At 40.7% G+C, this 24,296-nt stretch carries 25 protein-coding genes and 1 riboswitch; of the genes, 23 read left to right on the forward strand and 2 right to left on the reverse strand.

The features are described from left to right. Positions 1-51 precede the first annotated feature (51 nt). The 23 genes from O3664_RS05335 (at position 52) to O3664_RS05445 (ending at position 23,097) form a co-directional block, all read left to right on the forward strand. Positions 52-900: an S-adenosyl-l-methionine hydroxide adenosyltransferase family protein gene (locus tag O3664_RS05335; RefSeq protein WP_001063590.1), complete on the forward strand. Its 849-nt coding sequence runs from the start codon at positions 52-54 to the stop codon at positions 898-900. Positions 901-915: 15 nt separating this feature from the next. Beyond that, positions 916-1,461 carry an ECF-type riboflavin transporter substrate-binding protein gene (locus O3664_RS05340; protein WP_371613721.1) on the forward strand — a complete coding sequence of 182 codons (546 nt, stop codon included), beginning with the start codon at positions 916-918 and terminating at the stop codon, positions 1,459-1,461. Between the two features lie 168 nt (positions 1,462-1,629). Next, on the forward strand, positions 1,630-3,312 hold the full coding sequence (locus O3664_RS05345) for an ABC transporter ATP-binding protein (RefSeq protein WP_033685552.1): 1,683 nt from the start codon (positions 1,630-1,632) through the stop codon (positions 3,310-3,312). Continuing rightward, positions 3,297-4,127 carry an energy-coupling factor transporter transmembrane protein EcfT gene (locus tag O3664_RS05350; protein WP_033685550.1) on the forward strand — a complete coding sequence of 277 codons (831 nt, stop codon included), beginning with the start codon at positions 3,297-3,299 and terminating at the stop codon, positions 4,125-4,127. The genes O3664_RS05345 and O3664_RS05350 overlap by 16 nt, the downstream gene beginning before the upstream one ends. Before the next feature lie 192 nt (positions 4,128-4,319). Then, entirely contained in the window at positions 4,320-4,823 is a 504-nt protein-coding gene (locus tag O3664_RS05355; protein ID WP_000181382.1) for a tRNA (cytidine(34)-2'-O)-methyltransferase, read from the forward strand. Positions 4,824-4,882: 59 nt separating this feature from the next. Further along, a riboswitch (FMN riboswitch) is annotated at positions 4,883-5,117 on the forward strand. 159 nt (positions 5,118-5,276) lie between these two features. Then, complete coding sequence (locus O3664_RS05360; protein ID WP_000185834.1) at positions 5,277-5,840, forward strand: ECF transporter S component; 564 nt, start codon at positions 5,277-5,279, stop codon at positions 5,838-5,840. After that, complete coding sequence (locus tag O3664_RS05365; RefSeq protein ID WP_024056908.1) at positions 5,830-6,480, forward strand: phosphatase PAP2 family protein; 651 nt, start codon at positions 5,830-5,832, stop codon at positions 6,478-6,480. Before O3664_RS05360 ends, O3664_RS05365 begins: the two co-directional genes overlap by 11 nt. 27 nt (positions 6,481-6,507) lie before the next feature. Then, positions 6,508-6,927, forward strand: coding sequence for a chromosome partitioning protein ParB (locus tag O3664_RS05370; RefSeq protein WP_000867300.1), 420 nt, complete (start codon positions 6,508-6,510; stop codon positions 6,925-6,927). 4 nt (positions 6,928-6,931) lie between these two features. Continuing rightward, positions 6,932-7,381 carry a GNAT family N-acetyltransferase gene (locus O3664_RS05375; RefSeq protein WP_025171450.1) on the forward strand — a complete coding sequence of 150 codons (450 nt, stop codon included), beginning with the start codon at positions 6,932-6,934 and terminating at the stop codon, positions 7,379-7,381. 270 nt (positions 7,382-7,651) lie between these two features. After that, a complete protein-coding gene (gene pheS, locus O3664_RS05380) occupies positions 7,652-8,698 on the forward strand; it encodes a phenylalanine--tRNA ligase subunit alpha (protein ID WP_371613722.1) in 1,047 nt (348 codons plus the stop codon). Then, complete coding sequence (locus O3664_RS05385; RefSeq protein ID WP_033686356.1) at positions 8,698-9,207, forward strand: GNAT family N-acetyltransferase; 510 nt, start codon at positions 8,698-8,700, stop codon at positions 9,205-9,207. Before pheS ends, O3664_RS05385 begins: the two co-directional genes overlap by 1 nt. 76 nt (positions 9,208-9,283) lie before the next feature. Further along, on the forward strand, positions 9,284-11,689 hold the full coding sequence (pheT, locus tag O3664_RS05390; protein ID WP_371613723.1) for a phenylalanine--tRNA ligase subunit beta: 2,406 nt from the start codon (positions 9,284-9,286) through the stop codon (positions 11,687-11,689). Positions 11,690-11,924: 235 nt separating this feature from the next. Beyond that, complete coding sequence (locus O3664_RS05395) at positions 11,925-12,818, forward strand: ABC transporter ATP-binding protein (RefSeq protein ID WP_004257211.1); 894 nt, start codon at positions 11,925-11,927, stop codon at positions 12,816-12,818. Continuing rightward, positions 12,815-14,014: an ABC transporter permease gene (locus O3664_RS05400; protein WP_371613724.1), complete on the forward strand. Its 1,200-nt coding sequence runs from the start codon at positions 12,815-12,817 to the stop codon at positions 14,012-14,014. The genes O3664_RS05395 and O3664_RS05400 overlap by 4 nt, the downstream gene beginning before the upstream one ends. A 215-nt stretch (positions 14,015-14,229) precedes the next feature. Beyond that, on the forward strand, positions 14,230-14,676 hold the full coding sequence (rplM, locus tag O3664_RS05405; RefSeq protein WP_001044624.1) for a 50S ribosomal protein L13: 447 nt from the start codon (positions 14,230-14,232) through the stop codon (positions 14,674-14,676). Between the two features lie 18 nt (positions 14,677-14,694). Continuing rightward, positions 14,695-15,087 carry a 30S ribosomal protein S9 gene (gene rpsI, locus O3664_RS05410; protein ID WP_000075964.1) on the forward strand — a complete coding sequence of 131 codons (393 nt, stop codon included), beginning with the start codon at positions 14,695-14,697 and terminating at the stop codon, positions 15,085-15,087. A gap of 542 nt (positions 15,088-15,629) precedes the next feature. Then, positions 15,630-15,809 (forward strand): hypothetical protein, encoded by a 180-nt coding sequence (locus O3664_RS05415; RefSeq protein ID WP_049516166.1) that lies wholly within the window; start codon positions 15,630-15,632, stop codon positions 15,807-15,809. 153 nt (positions 15,810-15,962) lie between these two features. Further along, on the forward strand, positions 15,963-18,176 hold the full coding sequence (locus O3664_RS05420; RefSeq protein ID WP_049516168.1) for a glycoside hydrolase family 31 protein: 2,214 nt from the start codon (positions 15,963-15,965) through the stop codon (positions 18,174-18,176). Positions 18,177-18,565: 389 nt separating this feature from the next. Next, positions 18,566-19,975, forward strand: coding sequence for a peptide MFS transporter (locus O3664_RS05425; protein ID WP_371613727.1), 1,410 nt, complete (start codon positions 18,566-18,568; stop codon positions 19,973-19,975). A 371-nt stretch (positions 19,976-20,346) separates the two neighbouring features. Then, complete coding sequence (locus O3664_RS05430; protein ID WP_261034684.1) at positions 20,347-21,033, forward strand: XRE family transcriptional regulator; 687 nt, start codon at positions 20,347-20,349, stop codon at positions 21,031-21,033. A 3-nt stretch (positions 21,034-21,036) separates the two neighbouring features. Beyond that, positions 21,037-22,452, forward strand: a complete 1,416-nt coding sequence (locus O3664_RS05435) for a Y-family DNA polymerase (protein WP_000540268.1) — start codon at positions 21,037-21,039, stop codon at positions 22,450-22,452. Beyond that, positions 22,449-22,811 carry a hypothetical protein gene (locus O3664_RS05440; RefSeq protein ID WP_000567217.1) on the forward strand — a complete coding sequence of 121 codons (363 nt, stop codon included), beginning with the start codon at positions 22,449-22,451 and terminating at the stop codon, positions 22,809-22,811. The genes O3664_RS05435 and O3664_RS05440 overlap by 4 nt, the downstream gene beginning before the upstream one ends. Further along, on the forward strand, positions 22,804-23,097 hold the full coding sequence (locus O3664_RS05445) for a DUF5960 family protein (protein ID WP_000196991.1): 294 nt from the start codon (positions 22,804-22,806) through the stop codon (positions 23,095-23,097). Before O3664_RS05440 ends, O3664_RS05445 begins: the two co-directional genes overlap by 8 nt. A 142-nt stretch (positions 23,098-23,239) precedes the next feature. Here the strand turns inward: O3664_RS05445 and O3664_RS05450 are convergent, their stop codons facing one another. Then, complete coding sequence (locus O3664_RS05450; RefSeq protein ID WP_084888155.1) at positions 23,240-23,716, reverse strand: glutathione peroxidase; 477 nt, start codon at positions 23,714-23,716, stop codon at positions 23,240-23,242. After that, the gene (locus O3664_RS05455) at positions 23,713-24,291 is read right to left on the reverse strand and encodes a DUF3278 domain-containing protein (RefSeq protein WP_229294497.1); all 579 of its coding nucleotides are present in this window, start codon (positions 24,289-24,291) and stop codon (positions 23,713-23,715) included. Before O3664_RS05455 ends, O3664_RS05450 begins: the two co-directional genes overlap by 4 nt. Positions 24,292-24,296 lie beyond the last annotated feature (5 nt).

Here is a 24,296-nt window from a genome sequence, read left to right on the forward strand (position 1 = left end):
TAGCACCTTTCTCTGAAATATGGTATGATAAAGGATATACAAGGAGATAAAATGAATAATAATTTACTGGTATTACAATCAGACTTTGGTCTGGTTGATGGTGCGGTATCGGCTATGATTGGAGTGGCTTTAGAAGAGTCTCCAACCTTAAAAATCCATCACTTGACGCACGATATCACGCCTTATAATATTTTTGAGGGGAGCTATCGTCTCTTTCAGACGGTGGATTACTGGCCTGAGGGAACGACTTTTGTATCGGTTGTCGATCCGGGTGTCGGCTCAAAACGTAAGAGCGTGGTTGCCAAGACTGCAAAAAATCAATATATTGTCACGCCAGACAATGGGACTCTTTCCTTTATCAAGAAACACGTTGGTATTGTAGCCATTCGTGAAATTTCTGAGGTAGCCAATAGACGTCAAAACACAGAGCATTCTTATACCTTCCACGGTCGTGATGTCTATGCCTATACTGGTGCTAAACTGGCCAGCGGTCACATTAGTTTTGAGGAAGTAGGGCCGGAGCTCAGTGTGGATCAGATTGTGGAACTTCCAGTCGTAGAGACCATCATTGAAGATCATCTGGTAAAGGGAGCTATTGATATTCTGGATGTGCGTTTTGGTTCGCTCTGGACCTCTATCACGCGAGAAGAATTTTACAAGCTGGAACCAGCATTCGGTGACCGTTTTGAAGTGACTATCTATCACGCTGATATGCTGGTCTATCAAAATCAGGTTGTTTATGGCAAATCATTTGCAGATGTGAGAATTGGGCAACCCATCCTTTACATCAACTCTCTCTATCGTTTAGGTCTGGCTATCAACCAAGGTTCCTTTGCCAAGGCTTATAATGTGGGCGTCGGTTCATCTTGGACCATTGAAATAAAGAAAATAGAATCATAAAATAGGAGAATATAGATGAAAAATCAATCAATTAAACAAGTTGTTGCTATCGGTGTTGGAGCTGCGCTCTTTGTTGTCATCGGGATGATCAGTATTCCAACGCCTGTTCCAAATACAAGCATCCAGCTTCAGTATGCGGTACAGAGCCTCTTGTCTATTATTTTTGGCCCTCTAGTGGGACTACTTGTTGGTTTAATTGGGCATGCAGTGAAGGACTCTCTTGCTGGCTACGGTCTATGGTGGACTTGGATTATTGCTAGCGGGCTCTTTGGTCTAGCTGTGGGGCTATTTAGAAAGTACGTTCGCGTGATCAATGGTGTCTTTGACTGGAAAGATATTCTTATTTTTAACCTCATTCAACTACTTGCAAATGCTCTTGTTTGGGGTATCTTGGCACCACTTGGAGATGTTGTGATTTATCAAGAAGCTGCAGAAAAAGTATTTGCCCAAGGGATTGTTGCGGGAATTGCTAATGGTGTATCTGTAGCTATTGCAGGAACTCTTCTCTTGCTTGCCTATGCAGGAACTCAAACTCGTGCAGGAAGTTTGAAAAAGGACTAAAATCATGGGGAAGGCTGGGCAACCAGTCTTTTTCGATGTTTATAGATTAGTTAGGCAAGTAAGCTGGGATAGGAATCTTTTTGGCGCTAAGATTTTAAGAGAAGAGACTGCAAGAAGGGGTAGATTTATGATAAAATAGAAGTCTAAGAAGCGAATGAAGAGAGTAAGATGAAAGAAGCTATAATTGAGTGGAAGGATTTCTCTTTCCGGTATGAAACACAACAAGAACCGACCCTGCAAGGGGTGGACTTAACCATTTACAAGGGAGAGAAAGTCTTAATTGTTGGGCCATCTGGGTCAGGTAAGTCTACCTTGGGTCAGTGTTTGAATGGGATTATTCCCAATATTTACAAGGGTCAGACGTCTGGAGAATTTTTGATCAAGGGGCAAGCGGCCTTTGATATGAGTATCTATGATAAGTCTCATCTGGTCAGCACGGTTTTGCAGGATACAGATGGGCAGTTTATCGGTTTATCCGTGGCAGAGGATTTGGCTTTTGCTCTAGAAAATGATGTAACAAGTTTAGAAGAGATGAAAAGCCGTGTTCATAAATGGTCTGAAAAGCTGGACCTTCTTTCTTTACTGTCTCAGCGTCCTCAGGATTTGTCAGGTGGACAAAAGCAGCGAGTCAGTCTGGCTGGTGTCTTGATTGATGAAAGTCCGATTCTCTTGTTTGATGAGCCACTCGCCAATCTGGATCCCAAGTCAGGTCAGGATATTATCGAATTGATTGACCAGATTCATAAGGAAGAGGGAACGACGACACTTATTATTGAGCATCGTTTGGAGGATGTTCTGCATCGCCCTGTGGATCGGATTGTCTTGATCAATGATGGTCGTATTCTCTTTAATGGGAGCCCTGACCAGCTACTGGCGACTGATTTATTGACCCAAAATGGAATTCGAGAACCCCTTTATCTAACCACTCTCCGTCAATTGGGTGTGGATTTAGCCAAGGAAGAACAATTAGCAAATCTGGATAACTTGTCTATCTCAAAAGGCCAGATTCAGTTGCGGACGGAACTGGTAAAAGAAACCCCAGAATTGCAGTCACTCTTTAAATTAGAGGATCTGTCTTTTTCTTATGATGATAGACCGATTTTAAAATCCATTTATTTAGATATTAAAAAGGGTGAAAAGATTGCCATTGTCGGAAAAAATGGAGCAGGGAAATCAACTCTAGCCAAGGCCATAAGTAGCTTTATCCAGACGGAAGGCCGCTATCTTTGGGAAGAGCAGGATATAAAAGGAGATTCGGTAGCAGAACGGGCGGAACGAGTAGGCTATGTGCTGCAAAATCCTAATCAAATGATTTCAACCAATATGATTTTTGATGAGGTGGCTCTGGGACTTCGTTTGCGAGGTGTGGACGAGCAGGAAATTGAAACGAGAGTCTATGAAACCTTGAAAATCTGTGGTCTCTATGAATTCCGTAATTGGCCCATTTCTGCCCTGTCATTTGGTCAGAAAAAACGTGTCACTATTGCCTCGATTTTGGTTTTAGGAGCTGAAATTATCCTCTTAGATGAACCGACTGCAGGTCAAGACCAGAAGAACTATACTGAGATTATGGAATTTCTTGAAGAACTGCATCAAAAAGGTCATACCATTGTCATGATTACCCATGATATGCAATTGATGCTGGATTATTCGGATAGGGCTCTTGTCATGGTGGATGGGGAATTGATTGCCGATACTGATCCAGCTAGTCTGTTGAGCAATCCTGAGCTGTTAGTAAAAGCCAATCTAAAAGAAACTTCTATCTTCAACTTGGCTAAGAAACTCGACGTGGCTCCACTTGCTTTAACGGCATTTTACAAAGAAAGGAGAGAAGGATGCAAGCTAAATTAATTGGTTACCAGCATAGAGATACTGTGATTCATCGCTTGTCAGGAGCTGGTAAACTTCTCTTTTTCATTCTCGTATCATTGGCGGCCATGATTAGCTATGATACCAGACTGCTTGTTCTGATTGCCATCTTTTCGGTCTTTCTCCTCTATTTGTCAGAAATCCGTTTTAAAGATGTTTCCTTTGTAGCCGTTTTTGCGACGGTATTTGCCGTTTTAAACGTCTTGATGGTCTATCTCTTTTCTCCCGAGTATGGGGTTGGACTTTATGGAGAGAGAAGTGTGATTTGGCAAGGAATCGGTGCCTACACTCTGACCAGTCAAGAACTCTTTTATCTGCTAAATTTGGCTATTAAGTACCTTTGCACCATTCCTCTGGCTATTATCTTTTTGATAACAACCCACCCTAGTCAGTTTGCTTCCAGTTTAAATCAAATTGGTGTGCCCTATAAGATTGCCTATTCTGTCAGTCTAACCTTGCGCTATATTCCAGATTTGCAGGAAGAATTCTTTACTATCAAGATGTCTCAGGAAGCGCGTGGGATGGAATTATCCAAGAAAGCTTCTCTTATGCAACGAATCAAAGGCAATTTACGCATTATTACTCCCTTGATTTTCAGTTCGCTAGAACGCATTGATACTATCGCGACCGCCATGGAGCTTCGACGCTTTGGGAAAGAGAAAAAACGCACTTGGTATAGTTATCAGGCCTTGAAAAAAGGAGACTATCTTACCTTGCTCTTGGCAGCCTTGTTTTTAGTAGCTAGTTTACTACTTATCTTGCAGAATCACGGACGATTTTACAACCCTTGGAAATAGCTTGAAAAAATTGAAAAAATCAAGTCGTTTCTATTGACAATGATTCTGAAAGTGTTATACTAAGAAAGTAGTTTCGCTGATTTACTTCAAACCTGTTGTGAGGTAAGTTAACGATGCCTTAACCACGCTGTTTGCTGAGCTTGACTCCGGGCAGTGTGGCTATTTTTTTGCAATGGTGAAAGGAAGCAAGTCATGACAAATCACATTGTATTATTTGAACCTCAAATTCCACAAAATACAGGCAATATCGCGCGTACTTGCGCTGCGACCAATTCTCCCCTCCACATCATCAAGCCAATGGGCTTTCCTATTGATGACCGCAAGATGAAGCGAGCTGGATTGGATTATTGGGATAAACTAGAGATTTATTTTTACGAGAGTTTGGAGGATTTCATGTCTCAGATGAAGGGCAAACTCTATCTGATCTCAAAATTTGCTGAGAAAGTGTATTCTGATGTGGATTTATCGACTGACGAGGACCATTATTTTCTCTTTGGACGTGAAGACAAGGGCTTGCCTGAGGACTTTATGCGAGAACATCCTGAAAAGGCTCTCCGTATTCCCATGAATGATGAACATGTCCGCAGTCTCAATGTGTCTAATACCGTCTGCATGATTGTCTACGAAGCCCTCCGCCAGCAGAACTTTGCAGGTCTTGAGCTCGTTCATACCTATGAAGTGGATAAATTGAAATAAAAAATGAAAATGAAAATGAACTAAATGCTTGCGCTTGCAAGCGTTTTTTGTTATGATAAAAGAGTCTTCAGGGCAGGGTGTGATTCCCGACCGGCGGTGACTTTAACTAGGAAATGATCTTTTCCTTTTATACTTTGTTGACAAGCTTTGCCTAACCAGAAGTTATGCCTACAGCTTGTCGCCTAGTCTAAAAGAAAAATCTCTATTTCCTTCTCTTTAAAGAAGTCCGCGAGCGCAAGCTGATGTGGTGAGATTCCACAACCGACAGTATAGTCTGGATGGGAGAAGACGAAAGAATAGCTTTGTCTGTTCTGATAGATTTATAGTCTAATTGTAACCGCTTGCTTTATTTTGATAGAGTGAGAGGGAACTTTTGGGATATAAAAAGTGAGAATAGATAGAGGAATCCTTTCTAACTTCTTCTGATTTTATAGAAAATTGGAGGAACCTGTTATGACAAACACACGTCGACTTTCGACCATTGCGATTTTATCAGCCATCTCATTTGTGCTGATGTACTTTGACTTTCCGCTTTTACCAGCGGCGTCCTTCCTCAAGATCGAATTTAGTATCTTGCCAGTCCTTGTGGGCTTAGTGGTCATGGATTTGCCTGCTGCTCTAGGAGTTCTCTTGCTTCGCTCACTCTTGAAACTGCTTCTTAACAGTCAGGGAGTGAATACTTACATTGGTTTGCCAATGAATATCGTAGCTTTGGGAGTTTTTGTCATCGTATTTGCTTTGATTTGGAAAAAGGAACGGACAACCCTTCGTTTCCTACTAGGCTCTCTAGCTGGGACTATTGGTTTAACCGTGGCTATGTTGGTTCTCAATTATGTTTATGCTGTTCCTTTGTACGCTAAGTTTGCTAACTTTGATATTGGAAAAATTTTGGGACTTTCCAACTACCTAATGACCATGGTATTACCTTTTAACTTGATTGAGGGTGTAATCTTTTCCGTTTCATTCTGGTTGTTGTATGTTCTCTTGAAACCAACCTTAAAACATTATGAGAGATAAACAAACATTTTTAATGAAGGGCAGTTTTGCCCTTTTACTTTTCGTTATTCTTGGCTACATGGTCAAATTTTACCCTGAAACGCTGGTCGGTTTTGACCAACCGATACAGACTGCCGTTCGAGGAGACTTGCCAGATTACTTGACTATTCTTTTTAGGGCCATCACACGCTTGATTGATATTCCAGTGATTATCACTTGGGTTGTCATTACAGCTTTTGTCTTTTATCGTAAGCGGTGGAAGGTAGAAAGTTTCTTCATGCTGGGAAATCTGGCTTTGGCAGGTCTTTTAATCGTGACCTTTAAAAATATTTACCAGCGCCCACGACCAGCTATTTTACACTTGGTTGAGGAGAAGGGATTTTCCTTTCCAAGTGGCCATTCTCTGGCTGTAACCTTGATGGTCGGTTCTCTGATTATCATTCTCAGTCAACGGATGAAAAATCCAGTCTGGAGAAAAATCGTACAAATCGTCCTTGGTCTCTACCTAGTCAGTGTGCTGGTATCAAGGGTCTATCTGGGAGTTCACTATCCATCAGATGTCCTTGCCAGTCTCTGTGTGGGCTTGGGAGTCCTGTTTATCGAGTTTCCCTTCTATGACAAGCTCCGATTCCAATGGCGATTTAAAGGCAAGCAGAAGTGAGTATCAAATTCCTTTGAGGAGAAAGAAATGAAAGTCAATATAGCAGATCTTCATCCGACTCAACTATACTTATCAGAAAAGAAGTTGCAAGATATTCAGATGCTTTACCAGTCGGCAGAAACAATCCAAGTCGATCCAATCAGTATTCTTGCCTTTGGAAATTGCTTGTTGATTACAGATGGACATCACAGGGCTTATCAGGCTTTATTGGCAGGTCGGGATACGATTTCTGCTGAGTGGGATAGAGATGGTGGTGATGAACTATATCATCTCTATGCGCAAGCTTGTGAGGAAAGAATGATTTACTCTGTTCTGGATTTAAAAAATCATATCTTAGCTCAAGATGAGTATGAAGCAAAATGGTATAACTGGTGTGATGGTTTTAATCAAGCAGCAACTATTTTGTGGAAAAGGAAAGCAGATGAAACGGATTTTACAAATAGATAATGCACTGCGTCTTGTTCCTTATTATAAGGTCAATCATTGTGAAGAAGCTTTTGCTTGGTATCAGGATGTGAACTTAGTTCACCTCGTAGATGGTGTGAAGAAACCTTATAGTCAAGAAACTTTGGAAGCTATGTATTCCCATTTGGATCAGCATGGTGAACTTTTTTGGATTGAAGTCAAGGAGAAGGGAGAATGGTTTCCAATTGGGGATGTTACACTATCTCAGGATAATCTCCCCATTGTGATTGGGAATTCCGCTTACCAACATCGAGGACTTGGAAAAAAGATTCTAAGTGCTTTGATTGAATTGGCTCGAGTAAAAGGATGGAAAGAATTGAGAGTCAAGGAAATCTACACCTACAATCATGCTTCTAGGAGGTGTTTCAAGTCGCTTGGATTTGTGGAAAATGGAGCAACAGAAAAAGGAATGAGTTTTGTATTGAAATTAATCTAATCTAACTTGTTTTTTAACTCAAAATCTGATAAACTATGTAGTAATTGAATAGAAATCTGCAAGACTAGTAACTCAAGGGAAGTATATCAGGGAGGAGAGCCGTGACTGCAAGCTCTCTATATGAAAGCTGGGTGAATTCACTTGCGCATGGATTTAGAAATGAAGGTCTGACTTGTCAGATGAAAACGGATGGTACCGCGTGTCAACGCTCCGAGTGGAGTTTTTGACATGTGGTTTTCTTTTTATCTACGAGGGACTGATGGAGGAATTATGTCAACTATTGAAGAACAATTAAAAGCGCTTCGCGAAGAAACGCTGGCTAGCTTGAAGCAGATTACTGCTGAAAATAAAAAAGAGATGCAAGAATTGCGTGTCTCTGTCCTTGGTAAAAAGGGTTCGCTTACTGAAATCCTTAAAGGGATGAAAGATGTGTCGGCTGAGATGCGTCCAATTATCGGTAAACACGTCAATGAAGCGCGTGATGTCTTGACAGCAGCCTTTGAAGAAACAGCTAAACTCTTGGAAGAAAAGAAAGTCGCAGTTCAACTTGCCAGCGAGAGTATCGATGTGACGCTTCCAGGTCGTCCAGTTGCGACTGGTCACCGTCATGTCCTTACACAAACCAGTGAAGAAATCGAAGATATTTTCATTGGGATGGGTTACCAAGTTGTGGATGGTTTTGAAGTGGAGCAAGACTACTATAACTTTGAGCGTATGAATCTTCCAAAAGACCACCCAGCCCGTGATATGCAGGACACTTTCTACATCACAGAAGAAATCTTGCTCCGTACTCACACGTCTCCAGTTCAAGCGCGTGCCATGGATGCCCATGATTTCTCTAAAGGTCCTTTGAAGATGATCTCACCAGGGCGTGTCTTCCGTCGTGACACAGACGATGCAACCCATAGTCACCAGTTCCACCAAATTGAAGGCTTGGTTGTTGGGAAAAATATCTCTATGGCAGACCTTCAAGGAACCCTTCAGTTGATTGTGCAAAAAATGTTCGGTGAAGAGCGTCAGATCCGTCTGCGTCCATCTTACTTCCCATTCACAGAGCCATCTGTTGAGGTGGATGTTTCTTGCTTCAAGTGTGGTGGAGAAGGCTGTAACGTATGTAAGAAAACTGGTTGGATCGAAATTATGGGTGCCGGTATGGTTCACCCACGTGTCCTTGAAATGAGTGGCATCGATGCGACTGTTTACTCTGGCTTTGCCTTTGGTCTTGGACAAGAGCGTGTAGCCATGCTCCGTTACGGAATCAACGATATCCGTGGATTCTACCAAGGAGATGTCCGCTTCTCAGAACAGTTTAAATAATGATTAGAAAAGTAGAAATGGCAGATGTTGAGGTGTTGTCCAAAATTGCCAAACAAACCTTTCGTGAAACATTTGCTCATGATAATACGGAAGAGCAGTTACAGGAATACTTTGAAGAGGCTTATAGTTTGAGAGTTTTGTCAACTGAGTTGGAAAATCCAGAATCCGAAACCTACTTCATTATGCATGAAGAGGAGATAGCTGGTTTTCTCAAAGTCAACTGGGGAAGTGCTCAGACTGAGAGAGAATTAGAGGATGCTTTTGAAATTCAACGTCTCTATGTGCTACAAAAATTCCAAGGATTTGGACTAGGTAAGCAACTGTTTGAATTTGCTCTTGAACTTGCTACAAAAAATAGTTTTTCTTGGGCTTGGCTAGGTGTTTGGGAGCATAATACAAAAGCTCAAGCGTTTTATAATCGATATGGTTTTGAAAAATTTAGCCAACATCATTTTATGGTTGGTCAAAAAGTAGATACGGATTGGTTACTGAGAAAGAAATTAAGGTAAGAAGATGATTCTTCTATTGAAATGATAGGAAAGGAAAAGAACTAGAGTGACAACTGTCATTCTGGAAAACTAAATTATGCTTGTATCTTATAAATGGTTAAAAGAATTGGTGGACATTGATGTGCCATCACAAGAGTTGGCTGAAAAAATGTCAGCTACAGGGATCGAGGTAGAAGGTGTGGAATCACCTGCTGCTGGTCTCTCAAAAATTGTCGTCGGTGAGGTCTTGTCTTGCGAAGATGTGCCAGAAACTCACCTCCATGTTTGTCAGGTTAACGTTGGCGAAGAAGAAGCCCGTCAAATCGTCTGTGGTGCCCCAAATGTGCGTGCTGGTATCAAGGTTATGGTGGCTCTTCCAGGAGCTCGCATCGCTGACAACTACAAAATCAAAAAAGGAAAAATCCGTGGTTTAGAGTCACTTGGAATGATCTGTTCGCTTGGCGAATTGGGAATTTCTGACTCCGTTGTGCCTAAGGAATTCGCAGATGGTATCCAAATCTTGCCAGAAAATGCCGTTCCTGGGGATGAAGTCTTCTCTTACCTAGACTTGGATGATGAAATCATCGAACTTTCAATCACACCAAATCGTGCGGATGCCCTTTCTATGCGTGGAGTGGCTCACGAAGTGGCAGCCATCTATGACAAGGCAGTCAACTTTAAAGAATTTACTCTAACAGAAACTAATGAAGCTGCGGCAGATGCCCTTTCTGTCAGCATTGAGACAGACAAAGCGCCTTACTATGCCGCTCGTATCTTGGATAATGTGACTATCGCACCAAGTCCACAATGGTTGCAAAACCTTCTCATGAACGAAGGAATCCGTCCAATCAATAACGTAGTGGACGTGACCAACTACATCCTTCTCTACTTTGGTCAACCAATGCACGCCTTTGACTTGGATACCTTTGAAGGGAGTGACATCCGTGTGCGTGAAGCGCACGCTGGTGAAAAATTGGTGACCTTGGATGGCGAAGAACGTGACTTGGACGTGAATGACTTAGTTATCACTGTCGCAGACAAGCCAGTAGCCCTTGCAGGTGTCATGGGCGGTCAAGCAACAGAAATCTCTGATAAATCTAGTCGTGTCGTCCTTGAAGCTGCAGTCTTCAACGGAAAATCTATCCGCAAGACCAGTGGTCGCCTCAACCTTCGTTCTGAGTCATCTTCTCGCTTTGAAAAAGGCATCAATGTGGCAACAGTCAATGAAGCCCTTGATGCGGCAGCTAGCATGATTGCAGAACTTACAGGTGCGACGGTGCGTAAAGGTATCGTTTCAGCGGGTGAGCTTGATACCTCTGATGTGAAAGTTTCTTCAACTCTTGCTGATGTTAACCGTGTCCTCGGAACTGAGCTTTCTTATGCTGATGTAGAAGACGTCTTCCGTCGTCTTGGCTTTGGTCTTTCTGGAAATGCAGACAGCTTTACAGTCAGCGTACCACGTCGTCGTTGGGATATCACAATAGAAGCAGATCTCTTTGAAGAAATCGCTCGTATCTATGGATATGACCGCTTGCCAACTAGTCTACCAAAAGACGATGGGACAGCTGGTGAATTGACTGCGACACAAAAACTTCGCCGTCAGGTTCGTACGATTGCTGAAGGAGCAGGTTTGACAGAAATCATCACCTATGCTCTAACAACTCCTGAAAAAGCAGTTGAGTTTACGGCTCAACCAAGTAACCTTACTGAACTCATGTGGCCAATGACAGTGGACCGTTCTGTCCTCCGTCAAAATATGATTTCTGGTATCCTTGATACGGTGGCTTATAACGTAGCTCGTAAGAATAAAAACTTGGCCCTTTATGAGATTGGAAAAGTCTTTGAACAAACTGGTAATCCAAAAGAAGAACTTCCAAATGAGATTAATAGCTTTGCCTTTGCCTTGACAGGCTTGGTTGCTGAAAAAGATTTCCAAACAGCAGCAGTTCCAGTTGATTTCTTCTATGCTAAAGGAATCCTTGAAGCCCTATTTACTCGCTTGGGACTAGAAGTGACCTATACGGCAACATCTGAAATCGCTAGCCTTCACCCAGGTCGTACAGCCGTGATTTCACTCGGTGACCAAGTTCTTGGTTTCCTTGGGCAAGTGCATCCAGTCACTGCTAAGGCTTACGATATTCCAGAAACGTATGTAGCTGAGCTCAACCTTTCAGCCATCGAAGCTGCCCTTCAACCAGCTGCTCCATTTGTGGAAATCACGAAATTCCCAGCAGTCAGCCGTGACGTTGCCCTTCTCCTCAAGGCAGAAGTGACTCATCAAGAAGTTGTGGACGCTATCCAAGCTACCGGCGTGAAACGTTTGACAGATATCAAACTCTTTGACGTCTTCTCAGGCGAAAAATTGGGATTTGGTATGAAGTCAATGGCTTATAGCTTGACTTTCCAAAATCCAGAAGATAGCTTAACGGACGAAGAAGTCGCACGCTACATGGAAAAAATCCAAGCATCGCTTGAAGAAAAAGTCAATGCAGAAGTGCGTTAACTTATCAATCCATCCTTCGGGGTGGATTTTTGCTTTTCAAATAACAATTCGGGATCAAAAATAGACAGTTAAGGAACAGAGAAGATAAATTGGAGTTTACCAGTGTATAATGTACTCATAACTCAAAGTACCCTAAGATTTTTTACTAAAATGAGGATGATAAAAATGGACAGAAATCATTGTAAAGGCTATCAAAAAGGAGTATAATGAGTGCAAGACATTTCGGAGGTGAAAGATGCTAGAAGTAAGAAGTCTAGAGAAAAGTTTTGGATCCAAGCAAGTTTTGTTTGGTATTGACTTTCAGGCACGACCAGGTCGTATTTTGGGATTAGTCGGGAAAAACGGTGCTGGGAAGACAACGATTTTCCACAGTATTTTGAAGTTTTTAGAATACCAAGGAGAAATCAGTCTAGATGGTCAGGATATTCGTCAAGAGACCTACACTCGGATTGGCTATCTGCCTGAAGAACGCAGTCTCATGCCTAAATTGACAGTCCTTGAACAAGTTCGCTACTTGGCGACTCTAAAAGGTATGGATGCCAAGGAAGTCAAGGAAAAACTCCCTCAATGGATGAAGAGGTTGGAAGTGAAAGGAAAGCTGACAGATAAAATCAAGAGCCTGTCAAAAGGAAATCAGCAGAAGATTCAGCTCATCATTACTCTGATTCATGAGCCAGACTTGATTATCTTGGATGAGCCTTTCAGTGGCTTGGATCCAGTCAATACTGAATTGCTCAAGCAAGTCATCTTTCAGGAAAAAGAGCGCGGAGCAACCATTATCTTTTCTGACCATGTCATGACCAACGTCGAGGAGCTTTGTGACGATATTCTCATGATTCGAGATGGCCGTGTGGTCTTGCATGGGCCGGTCCAGGATGTCCGCAATCAATACGGGAAAACGCGTCTCTTTGTTTCAAGTGAACGAAGTAAGGAAGAATTGGAAAATCTTCCTCATGTCAAACAGGTGAGTTTGACCAAACAAGGCAGTTGGAAATTGATCTTAGAGGATGAGAGCGCTGGAAGGGAACTCTTCCCAATCTTGACTCAGGGGCAATACATCGCAACCTTTGACCAGCAAGCGCCAACAATTGATGAAATCTTTAAACTAGAATCAGGGGTGGAAGTATGAGAAATATGTGGGTTGTAATGAAGGAAACCTATCTTCGACACATCAAGTCGTGGAGTTTCTTCTTTATGGTGATTTCGCCGTTCCTCTTTTTAGCCTTATCTGTAGGAATTGGCTACCTCCAAGGGTCTTCTATGGCCAAGAATAGCAAGATAGCAGTAGTAACAACAGTGCCATCTGTGGAAGAAGGGCTCAAGGGTACTAATGGTATCAACTTTGATTATAAGGATGAAGCCAGTGCCCAAACTGCTATCAAGGATGAGAAAATCAAGGGTTACCTAACCGTCGACCAAGAGGACAGCGTCATCAAGGCCGTCTATCATGGTGAAACCTCTCTTGAAAGTGGCATCAAACTAGCTGTAACCAATAGACTAAATGAACTGCAATACCAACTCAATCGTTCGGCAGCTAATTTGTCTCAAGAACAGGAAAAACGCCTGGGACAAACAGTTAACTTTACGGAGAAAATTGATGAATCCAAGGAAAATAAAAAAATGATTCAAACCTTTGCGGCCGCAGGGCTTGGTTTCTTCCTTTATATGATTTTGATTACCTATGCTAGTGTCACTGCTCAGGAAGTGGCTAGCGAGAAAGGAACCAAAATTATGGAGGTGGTCTTCTCTAGTATCCGTGCTAGTCATTATTTCTACGCTCGCATGCTGGCTCTGCTTCTTGTGATTTTGACCCATATTGGCATTTACGTCGTGGGTGGAATTGCTGCCATTCTTCTCTTTAAAGACCTACCAATCTTGGCACAATCTGGTATTTTAAACCATATAGGAGAGGCTTTCTCGCTCAACACCTTATTGTTTGTCTTGGTTAGCCTCTTTATGTACGTTGTTTTAGCAGCCTTCCTAGGCTCTATGGTTTCTCGCCCTGAGGATGCAGGAAAAGCCTTGTCGCCTTTGATGATTTTGATTATAGGTGGTTTTTTTGGAGTGACAGCTCTAGGTACAGCTGGTGACAATCTCATCTTGAAGATTGGTTCATATATTCCCTTTATTTCGACTTTCTTCATGCCGTTTAGAGCTATTAATGGTTATGCAAATGGGTTAGAAACTTGGATTTCGCTTGCTATTACGCTTGCTTTTGCAGTAACGGCAACAGTCTTTATCGGACGTATGTATGCTAGCCTCGTTCTGCAAACAGATGATTTAGGTCCTTGGAAAACCTTTAAACGTGCCTTATCTTATAAATAGAAGAGCCTCGCGAAAGCGAGGTTTTTTAGAGATAAAAAGAGTGGAATTCAGAAAAATATTTTTCATATCTATTGACTTTTAGGGGTGAAATTTGGTATTATAGTAGGCGGTATTGTTTACCCCATTTGAAAGGCCCCGGAACCTTCCAAATACTTTTCGATGGGAAGGAACACCCATCACCGTAAACAAAAATCGAACTATATATAGGAGAAATCATGAACAAAACAACATTTATGGCTAAACCAGGCCAAGTTGAACGTAAATGGTACGTAGTTGACGCAACTGATGTACCACTTGGACGTCTTTCTGCAGTAGTTGCTAGCGTACTTCGCGGAAAAAACAAACCAACATTTACACCACACACTGATACAGGTGACTTTGTGATTGTTATCAATGCTGAAAAAGTTAAATTGACTGGTAAAAAAGCAACTGATAAAATCTACTACACTCACTCAAACCACCCAGGTGGATTGAAACAAATCTCTGCAGGTGAACTTCGTTCTAAAAATGCAGTACGTTTGATCGAGAAATCAGTTAAAGGTATGCTTCCACACAATACTCTTGGACGCGCTCAAGGTATGAAGTTGAAAGTATTTGTTGGAGCTGAGCACACTCACGCTGCACAACAACCAGAAGTTCTTGATATTTCAGGACTTATCTAAGGAAAGGAACAATAAAGTATGTCACAAGCACAATATGCAGGTACTGGACGTCGTAAAAACGCTGTTGCACGCGTTCGCCTTGTTCCAGGAACTGGTAAAATCACTGTTAACAAAAAAGATGTTGAAGAGTACATCCCACACGCTGACCTTCGTCTTGTCATCAACCAACCATTCGCAGTTACTTCAACTGCAGGTTCATACGACGTTTTCGTTAACGTTGTAGGTGGTGGATACGCAGGTCAATCAGGAGCTATCCGTCACGGTATCGCTCGTGCCCTTCTTCAAGTAGACCCAGACTTCCGCGATTCATTGAAACGCGCAGGACTTCTTACACGTGACTCACGTAAAGTTGAACGTAAGAAACCAGGTCTTAAGAAAGCTCGTAAAGCATCACAATTTAGTAAACGTTAATTCGAAAGAATTACTATACTTACAAAGAGCACCTTTCGGGGTGTTCTTTTTTGTACTTTCTTGCTAAATTGGTGCAATTGATACAGTTGTTGCGACTTTAGTCGCTTACAAATGTGGCTGCAACCTGACAAAGTCAGTTGCCTCAAAACGTTAATCGAACCGATTATATCAACGTTTCAAAGCACTCAAGAGTTTACCTTATTGTTTCTTTTTATACTCTTAAGAAATCAAAAGCAACATAAGTTGTCAGCTCTTTATTGTAAAAACATTAATTAGCATTCTAGTATTATCTTTAGTCTAAAATCAGTATTTTGAGTTGTACGAAATCAGTTTTTGAATTTTGTCTAGTCTTACTTCATTTTCCCCTGAAGTTAAGTTTTTACTCAGTATTATTAGTTAAAAAGTAAAAAGAATGTGTTTTATATTTGGGTTTGATGTTTATAAAATAGGATAAACGTGCTGAAATTTAGATATTACAGACAAAATAAAATGTTTAAAAGCTACAGAGAAACATGGTATAATGTAACTAAAGGAGGTAGCATATGTCCTTAGATATAGATAAAGAAAAGATGACAATCATGGGAGTAGCTTTTGAAAACCGATCCGTTTTTAAAAGTGTTTGGTATGCTTTAAGTACAAATATGATTGAAGGATGGCGACCTACGGTTATTGATGTTGAAACACTGCGAGATGAAGCTCTTGCTCTGGGGATAACTCTTTAATAACATCTTGATTTGTTAAAAGATATTTTGTCCACTACATTTTTTCAATTGAGTATTATTTGTCATAGATAGAACATTGCATTTAGAATAACGAAAAACGCATCAAAAATGGTGCGTTCTGTTTTTATGCTACCATAAAAGGAGGGAAACAAATTGAAAATTTTTAAGGGAGAGTTTTATCGAATCTCTGTATTAACAGACAAGTTAGTAAGGTTAGAATACTCTCAAACTGGAAGATTTGAGGATAGAACGACACAACTTATCTATAATAGAGATTTTGGCCAAGTTTCGTTAGATTATATCGAGACATCAAACGTACTAGATATTATGACGGACTATTTTCATCTGCACTTTAATAAAGGAGAATTTAACGCCGAAAATCTATTTATAGAATTAAAAGGAAATTTTGCTGTATATGGTAGTCGCTGGTATTTTGGTGAATCTATTGAAACATTAAAAGGAACAGCTCGGACTCTGGATGAGGCAGATGGAGCAATCTCGTTAGAAGATGGAATTATTAGCCGAAATGGGATAGCCTTATTGGATGATTCTCAAGGATTTATTTGGGATGAACAGTCTGGTTATATTGAGAGAGAAAATCAAATTGACCTGTATTTCTTTGCCTATGGGCATGATTATAGAGGAGCAATCAGAGACTTTTACCATTTGACTGGTTCAACACCCTTGTTGCCAAGATATGCTTTAGGCAATTGGTGGAGTAGATATTGGCCTTATACGTCGGATGAATACTTGGATTTAATAGACAGATTTGAAACAGAGAAAATTCCATTATCTATCGGTGTTTTAGATATGGATTGGCATATAACTGAAATTCCAGCCCGTTTTGGAAGTGGGTGGACAGGATATAGTTGGAATAAAAACTTAATACCTAATCCAGAACAGTTATTGCAACAACTTCATGATAGAAAGTTAAAACTCTCCTTAAATGTCCATCCTGCTGATGGTATACGGGCTTATGAAGAAGCTTATCCTCGAGTTGCCAAACGATTAGGGTTAAATGTAGAATTAGAAGAACCTGCTATTTTTGATTTTTTTAATCCCTCTTTTAGAGAATCCTACTTTAAAGATGTTCATTATGAGCTAGAAAAGCAGGGAGTAGATTTTTGGTGGATTGACTGGCAACAAGGGACACAAGGCATGTTGGATCCACTGTGGCTTTTAAACCATTATCATTATCAGGATAGTTGTAAAAATGCAGAAGGTGGTTTGATTTTATCAAGATATGCAGGTCCTGGTAGTCATCGCTACCCTGTTGGTTTTTCAGGGGATACTATTATTAGTTGGAATTCCTTAAGATTTCAACCTTATTTTACAGCGACGGCATCTAATATCGGTTATAGTTGGTGGAGCCATGATATCGGTGGGCACATGCTGGGGGATTATGACGAAGAGCTACAAACTAGATGGCTACAGTTTGGCGTTTTTAGTCCGATAACTCGATTACATAGTTCTAGAAGTCCTTTTAATAGTAAAGAACCTTGGTTTTTTTCAGAAACAACATCTAAGATTATGAAGAAATACCTTCGTTTGAGACATCAGATGATTCCATATCTATATACCATGAATGTAAAGACACACGAGGAAGGTGCCCCATTAATCAGCCCAATGTATTATTTCTACCCAGAGAATGATGAGAGTTATAATGTTCCAAATCAATACTTTTTTGGAACAGAACTGATGGTGGCTCCCATTGTAGAAAAGATGGATTTGGCATTCCAATCTGCAAAAGTGGATGTATGGTTCCCTGAAGGTGAATGGTATGACTTCTTTTCAGAGAAAAAATATACAGGTGGTGTGAAGTTAAGTGTTTATCGAGACATTTCGATGATACCTGTGTTTGCAAAAAGTGGTGCAATCATTCCCTTGGTTGGTTCTGAGATAGATATGGGTGTTGATTTACCTGAAGTTGTAGATTGGCATGTATTCCCAGGCAAACAACATTCTTTTGAAATGATTGAAGATCAAAATGGTCAAAGATATAAAACAAGATTATCAATCAACTGGGAAATGGGGATGGTAGAGTTAACATTACAAGGAGATTCTAGTATCGTTCCAAGTAATAGAAGGCATAGAATTCATTTTAAAGGAACGAATGTGTCTATGATTGAATTGCCAAATAAGAATGATACAGCTAGATTTGAATGTAAAGATAATAAAAGGCTATCCCTAAATGATGAAGTTTTTAGACTACTAAAGACGGCTTCTCTTCCATATGAATTAAAAGATAGATTGTTAAATCAATTCATCAATGCCAAAAATTCTCATGAGTTAATGAATATCTTGCATCATCAGGATAAGGAATTGAGAGGGCGTTTGTTGGAAATGATATTTACTAGCGAAAACTAATTGAGAAATTTCGTACACAATTTCTATTATTTAATGTGTAATGGTTTTACATCTCTATGCTTATTGGCTTGTATTTTAGTAATTACAAGTTTGGCATAGGGATGTTTTTATGATTTTAAAGATTTTTTGCCCAGCCTCTTTTCAACTAAATAAGAGCAAATTTTTAGAGGTGATTTTTCAAACTAACTTCCACTTGCCTGACCGAAGTGGAAGTTAGTCTGAGACGGTAGATTTTTCAGAAAATTTTCTAAAATAAACAGGATTTGTTTGACATTTGTTTGAAAATTCTGTAAAATGAATTATTATATCGTTAAAGGAGAATATATATGGAAAAACAGAAAACATTTTTTGGACATCCTATGGGTTTGTCCACCCTCTTCTTTACAGAGATGTGGGAACGCTTTTCTTACTATGGGATGCGAGCTATCCTACTTTACTATATGTACTATAGTGTGCAAGATGGTGGGTTGGGGATGGATAAGACCACGGCTGCATCGGTTATGGCGATTTATGGCTCGCTGGTATTTTTGTCCTCGGTTATCGGTGGTTTTGTCAGTGACCGTATTTTAGGAAGCCGTAAGACTGTCTTTTACGGTGGGATTCTGATTATGATAGGGCATATTGCTTTGGCAACACCTTTTGGACAAGTGGCTCTCTATCTTTCTATTGCCTTGATCATCTTTGGTACTGGATTTTTAAAACCCAATATCTCAGATATGGTTGGGGGTATTTATGAGAAAGAGGATGATAGACGGGATGCAGGTTTTAGTATCTTTGTCTTTGGTATTAACTTAGGTGCCTTCGTTGCCCCTTATTTAGTAGGTTATCTAGGTCAGGAAGTCAATTTCCATCTAGGTTTCTCATTAGCTGCCATTGGGATGTTCTTTGGTTTGGTGAAGTATGTTTTAGATGGGAAGAAATATCTGCCTGAATCAAGTCTTTACCCCACTGATCCACTTTCACAGAAGGACCAGCAGACCTTGATTAAACGCTTGCTACTTACACTTGTCATGGTTATTCTTGTGGTTATAGGTTTAGTCTTTACTCACCAATTTAACGTGGATATGATTGTTAATATCTTTACAGTGATTGCGGTAATCATTCCAATCTACTATTTCTTCAAAATTTTATCTAGTCATAAAATAACTGCTACTGAGAGATCCCGAGTGTTTGCCTACATTCCTCTATTTATCGCTGGAGTACTCTTCTGGTCTATTGAGGAACAGGGTTCTGTTGTTCTCGCTCTATTTGCGGATGATCAAACTCGACTTTACTTTAATGTATTTGGGAATCAGATTCATTTTCCATCTAGCTTTTTCCAAAGTATCAATCCCCTTTTCATTATGATTTATGTGCCGATTTTTGCGTGGTTGTGGGGGAAAATGGGTAAAAAGCAACCGTCCTCTTCTAAGAAATTTGCTTACGGTTTATTTGCTGCAGGTTTATCCTTCTTGTGGATGATGTTACCAGGGATGCTCTTTGGGACAGATGTTAAGGTCAGTCCTCTCTGGTTGATTATGAGTTGGGCTATTGTGATTGTAGGGGAAATGCTGATTTCGCCGATTGGTCTATCAGTCACTACTAAGTTAGCACCAAAATCCTTCCAAGCACAAATGATGTCTATCTGGTTCTTGAGTAATGCAGCTGCCCAAGCTATCAATGCTCAAATTGTAAAATTTTATACAAGCGAAACTGAAGTTGCTTACTATGGAATTGTTGGAGGAATTACGATTGTATTCAGTATTATCTTATTCTTCTACGTTCCACGTATTGAAAAACTAATGTCTGGTATCAAATAGAGAAAAACTGGAATTTCTGTAGGGATTTTAAAAGTTAGATCAATTATTTATTTAAAGGATTTAGTTCTGTATTGTATAGGGCTAGGTCCTTTTAGTTTGATTAATACTCTTCGAAAATCAAATTCAAACCGCGTCAACGTCGCCTTGCTGTACTCAAGTACAGCCTGCGGCTAGTTTCCTAGTTTGCTCTTTGATTTTCATTGAGTATAAAACTCACGATGTTTCTGATTTTCCTAGTGGACATTTGTCTACTTTTTTTATATAATAAAACTAAACCATATTGGTTGAGTTTTGAAAGTATGGATTCAAGCATCGATTAGTCTTTCTAAGGGAGATAATGTCCATTAAAGTATCATAATAGGAGGTGAAGTATGTATCAGCCAGAAAAATTAAAGGCTCGGAGGAAAGAGTTAAAACTGACACAGAGGGAAATTGCAGAGCAACTTGGGATTAGCTTTCAGGCTTACTCGGCTTGGGAACGTGGAGTCAAGGAACCATCCAAGGAAAAGGTGGCCCAGCTAGAGAACATTTTAAAAGTACCAAAAGGATATTTTACTCAGATTGAGATTGTCCGTCTCTACCATAGCCTCTCCAAGCAAGGGAAGGAGAAGGTTGTTCTCTATGCTCGCAACCTATCTCAAGAGGAGCAAGCCCAGAAAGTGGCCCCCATGCCAGAGCGCCTCTACGAGTACCGTGTTTATGAACGCATGTCAGCAGGGATTGGGGCTTCAGTCTACGATGATCAGAATTTTGATACGGTTTACTTTAATGAGGAGTTGGCTCATGATTTTGCGTCATGGGTGTCTGGGGACTCCATGGAACCTAAATACCAAAATGGTTCAGTAGCTCTGATTCGAGAGACAGGATTTGACTATGACGGGGCGGTTTATGCAGTGGTTTGCAACAACCAGACCTATATCAAACGGGTCTATCGAGAGGAGAATGGATTGCGTCTGGTCTCTATCAATCCTAAATACAAGGATATTTTCATCTCCTATGAGGAAGATCCTCGGATTGTTGGCATTATCGTTGGAAACTTTGTGCCGATGGAGGGTTAGTCTATGGGCTACTTTGATTATTCCAGAGAGCCCAAAAGTGACATTGCCTTTGTCGATATGAAATCCTTTTATGCCAGTGTCGAGTGTGTGAAAAGGGGCTTGCATCCGCTGAAGACTTCGCTTTGTGTCATGAGTCGCGCGGATAATTCAACTGGTCTTATCCTAGCCTCCTCTCCCCTGTTTAAGAAGATTTTTGGCAAGTCAAATGTTGGTCGGGCCTATGATTTGCCTTTTGATATCAAAACGCGAAAATTTTCCTATTACAATGCTCGAAAGCAAGGGCTACCGACTGACTCGGACTATGTTCGCTACATCGAAGATTGGGCTCAAGTGACCTTGATTGTGCCACCCAGGATGGATGAGTACATCGCAGTCAATATGGAAATCCAGCGAATCTTTCAAAACTATGGTAGTCCAGATGATATTTATCCCTACTCTATCGATGAGGGCTTTATTGATCTGACTAGTTCGCTCAACTATTTCATCCCAGACAAGAATCTCTCTCGCAAAGACAAGCTGGATATGCTTTCTGCTTGCATCCAGAGGGATATTTGGAGGCAGACAGGAATCTACTCTACAGTGGGGATGTCCAATGCCAATCCCTTACTGGCCAAGTTGGCTCTGGATAATGAGGCCAAGCACACTCCGACCATGAGGGCCAACTGGTCTTACCAGGATGTGGAAGAGAAGGTCTGGTCCATTCCCAAGATGACCGACTTTTGGGGAATTGGCAGGCGGATGGAGAAACGCTTGCATGCTCTGGGGATTTTTTCCATCAAGGAATTGGCAACCAGCAATCCAGACCAGTTAAAGAAAGCTCTGGGTCAGGCTGGTCTGCGTTTGTGGTTTCATGCCAATGGGATTGATGAGAGCAATGTTCATAAGCCCTATAAAGCCAAATCCAAGGGCTTGGGGAATTCTCAAATCTTGCCGAGAGACTACGTGAAGCTACGGGATATTGAAATTATTCTTCGAGAAATGGCGGAGCAGGTGGCTATTAGATTGAGAAGGTCTGGCAAGAAAACAACCCTTGTCTCTATCTATGTCGGTTTCTCTAAACAGGAAGTTAGACCGTCTATTCACACACAAATGAAGGTCGAACCTACTAATAATACCGCTGTCTTAATAGATTATGTTTTGAAGTTATTTCATAACAAATACACTTCTGGAGCAGTCAGAAGCGTCGGAGTTAACTATTCAGGATTTGTGGATGAGTCCTTTAGCTTGATTTCCCTCTTTGATGATGTTGACAAGTTAGAAAAAGAAGAAAGGCTCCAGATGGCTATTGACTCCATTCGGGAAGAATTTGGTTTTACTTCTCTCTTAAAAGCCAACGCACTGGAAGAAGCCTCTCGTAGTCTTGCTAGAAGCAAGCTGATTGGGGGCCATTCTGCTGGAGGATTAGATGAATTAAAATGATTGATCGTTCTTATTTACCCTTTCAATCCGCGCGAGATTATCAAGATCCAGGTATGCAGAAGTGGATGGGATTTTACCTCTCAGAACACACCAGTTCGCTCAGTGAAGAAAAAAGCCGTGTTGATTTTTCGACGGATTTGACTCCAGATGAGAAGTTGCACTTGCTTTCTCAGCTTTATGTTGGCCAACTTAAGGGAAGTTTTGTGGTAAAGGAAAAGAAGCAGAAAATCACCATCATCGGTGTGGTGAGAGAGTTATCACCTCAGACTCTATCTATTAGGACAAACGAGGGATATAGGTTGATAGAGGTTGCAGATATCCTAGAAATTCGGCTGTGGGAGGAGGGAGTTTATGACTAGAAAAGAGCTGTATGAAAACAAACTGCAGATGGATTATTTTTCAGATAACTATATTCATTTTGAAGAGGATTTTCAAAAATACTCTGCCATGAACGTACCCTTGACTTTCTTGATTGATGACATTCTACGAACCATGGCGATGAATCAGAAAAACTACTTTGTCTTAAACAAGGAAAATGCCAAGGATGGGCGGGAGCATAGCTTTTATTTTAGGGTGGTAACGGAAAAAGCGTGTCCTAGAAATAGGACCTATACATATTCAGGAGTCAAGAATAGCAGTCAGTAGTGCCTTGTCTGCTATGAATGTATCATTTTTACAACACTTCATGGTTCATATCATGGGGTGTTTTCCTATTCAAGTCAAAGCCCATCAAAAAATCCCACTATTCTTAGGCTAAAGGAGAACTAATAATAGTGAGATTGTGAAATTATAGTAGGTTTTGTATCGCCTCTTCAATTTGTTTTGGGTCTGTTTTTGAAGAGAAGCGTTCAAAGACCTGACCATCACGACCGATAAGAAACTTAGCGAAATTCCATTCGATTCGTTTTCCCAGTGGGCCAGATTTTTGTTCTTTCAACCAAACATAGAGAGGATCTGCTTCCTTACCGTTGACCTTTATCTTGGCAAAACGTGGGAAGGTGGTCTGATAATGTAGGCTACAGAAGGTGTTGATTTCCTCTGCTCTGCCTGGTGCTTGTCCCATAAACTGATTGCAAGGGAAGTCTAAAATCTCAAAACCTTGTTCTTGATAGCGATCATAGAGTTCTTGAAGTCCTTGGTACTGGGGCGTTAAACCACATCCAGTAGCAGTGTTGACAACCAAGAGAACCTTACCACGATAGGTCTCTAGTGGAGTTTCTTGATGGTCTTGGTTCAAGACTGAAAAATCGTATAGTGAAGTCATTGCTTGCTTTTCTCCTTCTGTTTGGTATTTTTAGGAGGTTTCTCCTCCTGTAGTGATAGAAATCCGTAGGTCAGGGTTCCAAAAATGCTTCCGATAATCAGGCTATACATCAGGAAAGGAACACTTTTATCGAATTGCATGAGCAACTTTCCAAAATCTGAAAGGGACATCTGCTGAACGAAGACTTTATGAAAGATGAGTAAGGTAAAGAAGCCAATCTGAATACCGATAAACACAATCCAGCTTCGGAATTTGATTTGGGCTTTGCTGTAGGTTTTGAGAATGATTTCTGATTTGTCATCCTTTTCAAGATGAAGCTCTTGGACGGCTTTTTGAGCTTTTATACTCATGAACAAAATGAGTCCAAAATAGATGTAGGGCATAACATTTCGAACAATTTCTATAAAGCTTCCGAACAAAATATAGAACAGGAAGAGAATGAAGGAAGAGTAAAAGATTTGGATCATGGAACGGGCGCAAGCCTTGTAGATAACCTCTTGACGGCATTCATCAAAAGGGCCTTGGATATGAAAGAAATTTCGAAGTAGGCGAGTGGTTAAGTCTTCTTTTTTCATGGGTG

Origin of the sequence: Streptococcus sp. 27098_8_109, from assembly GCF_041432295.1 — a bacterium.
Lineage (GTDB): Bacteria > Bacillota > Bacilli > Lactobacillales > Streptococcaceae > Streptococcus.

Coding starts and splice junctions, on each gene's coding strand:
- O3664_RS05430 (WP_261034684.1), top strand. CDS start 20,347: ATGTATCAGCCAGAAAAATTAAAGGCTCGGAGGAAAGAGTTAAAACTG.
- O3664_RS05350 (WP_033685550.1), top strand. CDS start 3,297: ATGCAAGCTAAATTAATTGGTTACCAGCATAGAGATACTGTGATTCAT.
- O3664_RS05395 (WP_004257211.1), top strand. CDS start 11,925: ATGCTAGAAGTAAGAAGTCTAGAGAAAAGTTTTGGATCCAAGCAAGTT.
- pheT (WP_371613723.1), top strand. CDS start 9,284: ATGCTTGTATCTTATAAATGGTTAAAAGAATTGGTGGACATTGATGTG.
- O3664_RS05370 (WP_000867300.1), top strand. CDS start 6,508: ATGAAAGTCAATATAGCAGATCTTCATCCGACTCAACTATACTTATCA.
- O3664_RS05415 (WP_049516166.1), top strand. CDS start 15,630: ATGTCCTTAGATATAGATAAAGAAAAGATGACAATCATGGGAGTAGCT.
- O3664_RS05355 (WP_000181382.1), top strand. CDS start 4,320: ATGACAAATCACATTGTATTATTTGAACCTCAAATTCCACAAAATACA.
- rplM (WP_001044624.1), top strand. CDS start 14,230: ATGAACAAAACAACATTTATGGCTAAACCAGGCCAAGTTGAACGTAAA.
- O3664_RS05385 (WP_033686356.1), top strand. CDS start 8,698: ATGATTAGAAAAGTAGAAATGGCAGATGTTGAGGTGTTGTCCAAAATT.
- O3664_RS05340 (WP_371613721.1), top strand. CDS start 916: ATGAAAAATCAATCAATTAAACAAGTTGTTGCTATCGGTGTTGGAGCT.
- O3664_RS05360 (WP_000185834.1), top strand. CDS start 5,277: ATGACAAACACACGTCGACTTTCGACCATTGCGATTTTATCAGCCATC.
- O3664_RS05365 (WP_024056908.1), top strand. CDS start 5,830: ATGAGAGATAAACAAACATTTTTAATGAAGGGCAGTTTTGCCCTTTTA.
- O3664_RS05435 (WP_000540268.1), top strand. CDS start 21,037: ATGGGCTACTTTGATTATTCCAGAGAGCCCAAAAGTGACATTGCCTTT.
- O3664_RS05445 (WP_000196991.1), top strand. CDS start 22,804: ATGACTAGAAAAGAGCTGTATGAAAACAAACTGCAGATGGATTATTTT.
- O3664_RS05425 (WP_371613727.1), top strand. CDS start 18,566: ATGTGGGAACGCTTTTCTTACTATGGGATGCGAGCTATCCTACTTTAC.
- O3664_RS05455 (WP_229294497.1), bottom strand. CDS start 24,291: ATGAAAAAAGAAGACTTAACCACTCGCCTACTTCGAAATTTCTTTCAT.
- O3664_RS05335 (WP_001063590.1), top strand. CDS start 52: ATGAATAATAATTTACTGGTATTACAATCAGACTTTGGTCTGGTTGAT.
- O3664_RS05400 (WP_371613724.1), top strand. CDS start 12,815: ATGAGAAATATGTGGGTTGTAATGAAGGAAACCTATCTTCGACACATC.
- O3664_RS05440 (WP_000567217.1), top strand. CDS start 22,449: ATGATTGATCGTTCTTATTTACCCTTTCAATCCGCGCGAGATTATCAA.
- O3664_RS05345 (WP_033685552.1), top strand. CDS start 1,630: ATGAAAGAAGCTATAATTGAGTGGAAGGATTTCTCTTTCCGGTATGAA.
- rpsI (WP_000075964.1), top strand. CDS start 14,695: ATGTCACAAGCACAATATGCAGGTACTGGACGTCGTAAAAACGCTGTT.
- pheS (WP_371613722.1), top strand. CDS start 7,652: ATGTCAACTATTGAAGAACAATTAAAAGCGCTTCGCGAAGAAACGCTG.
- O3664_RS05450 (WP_084888155.1), bottom strand. CDS start 23,716: ATGACTTCACTATACGATTTTTCAGTCTTGAACCAAGACCATCAAGAA.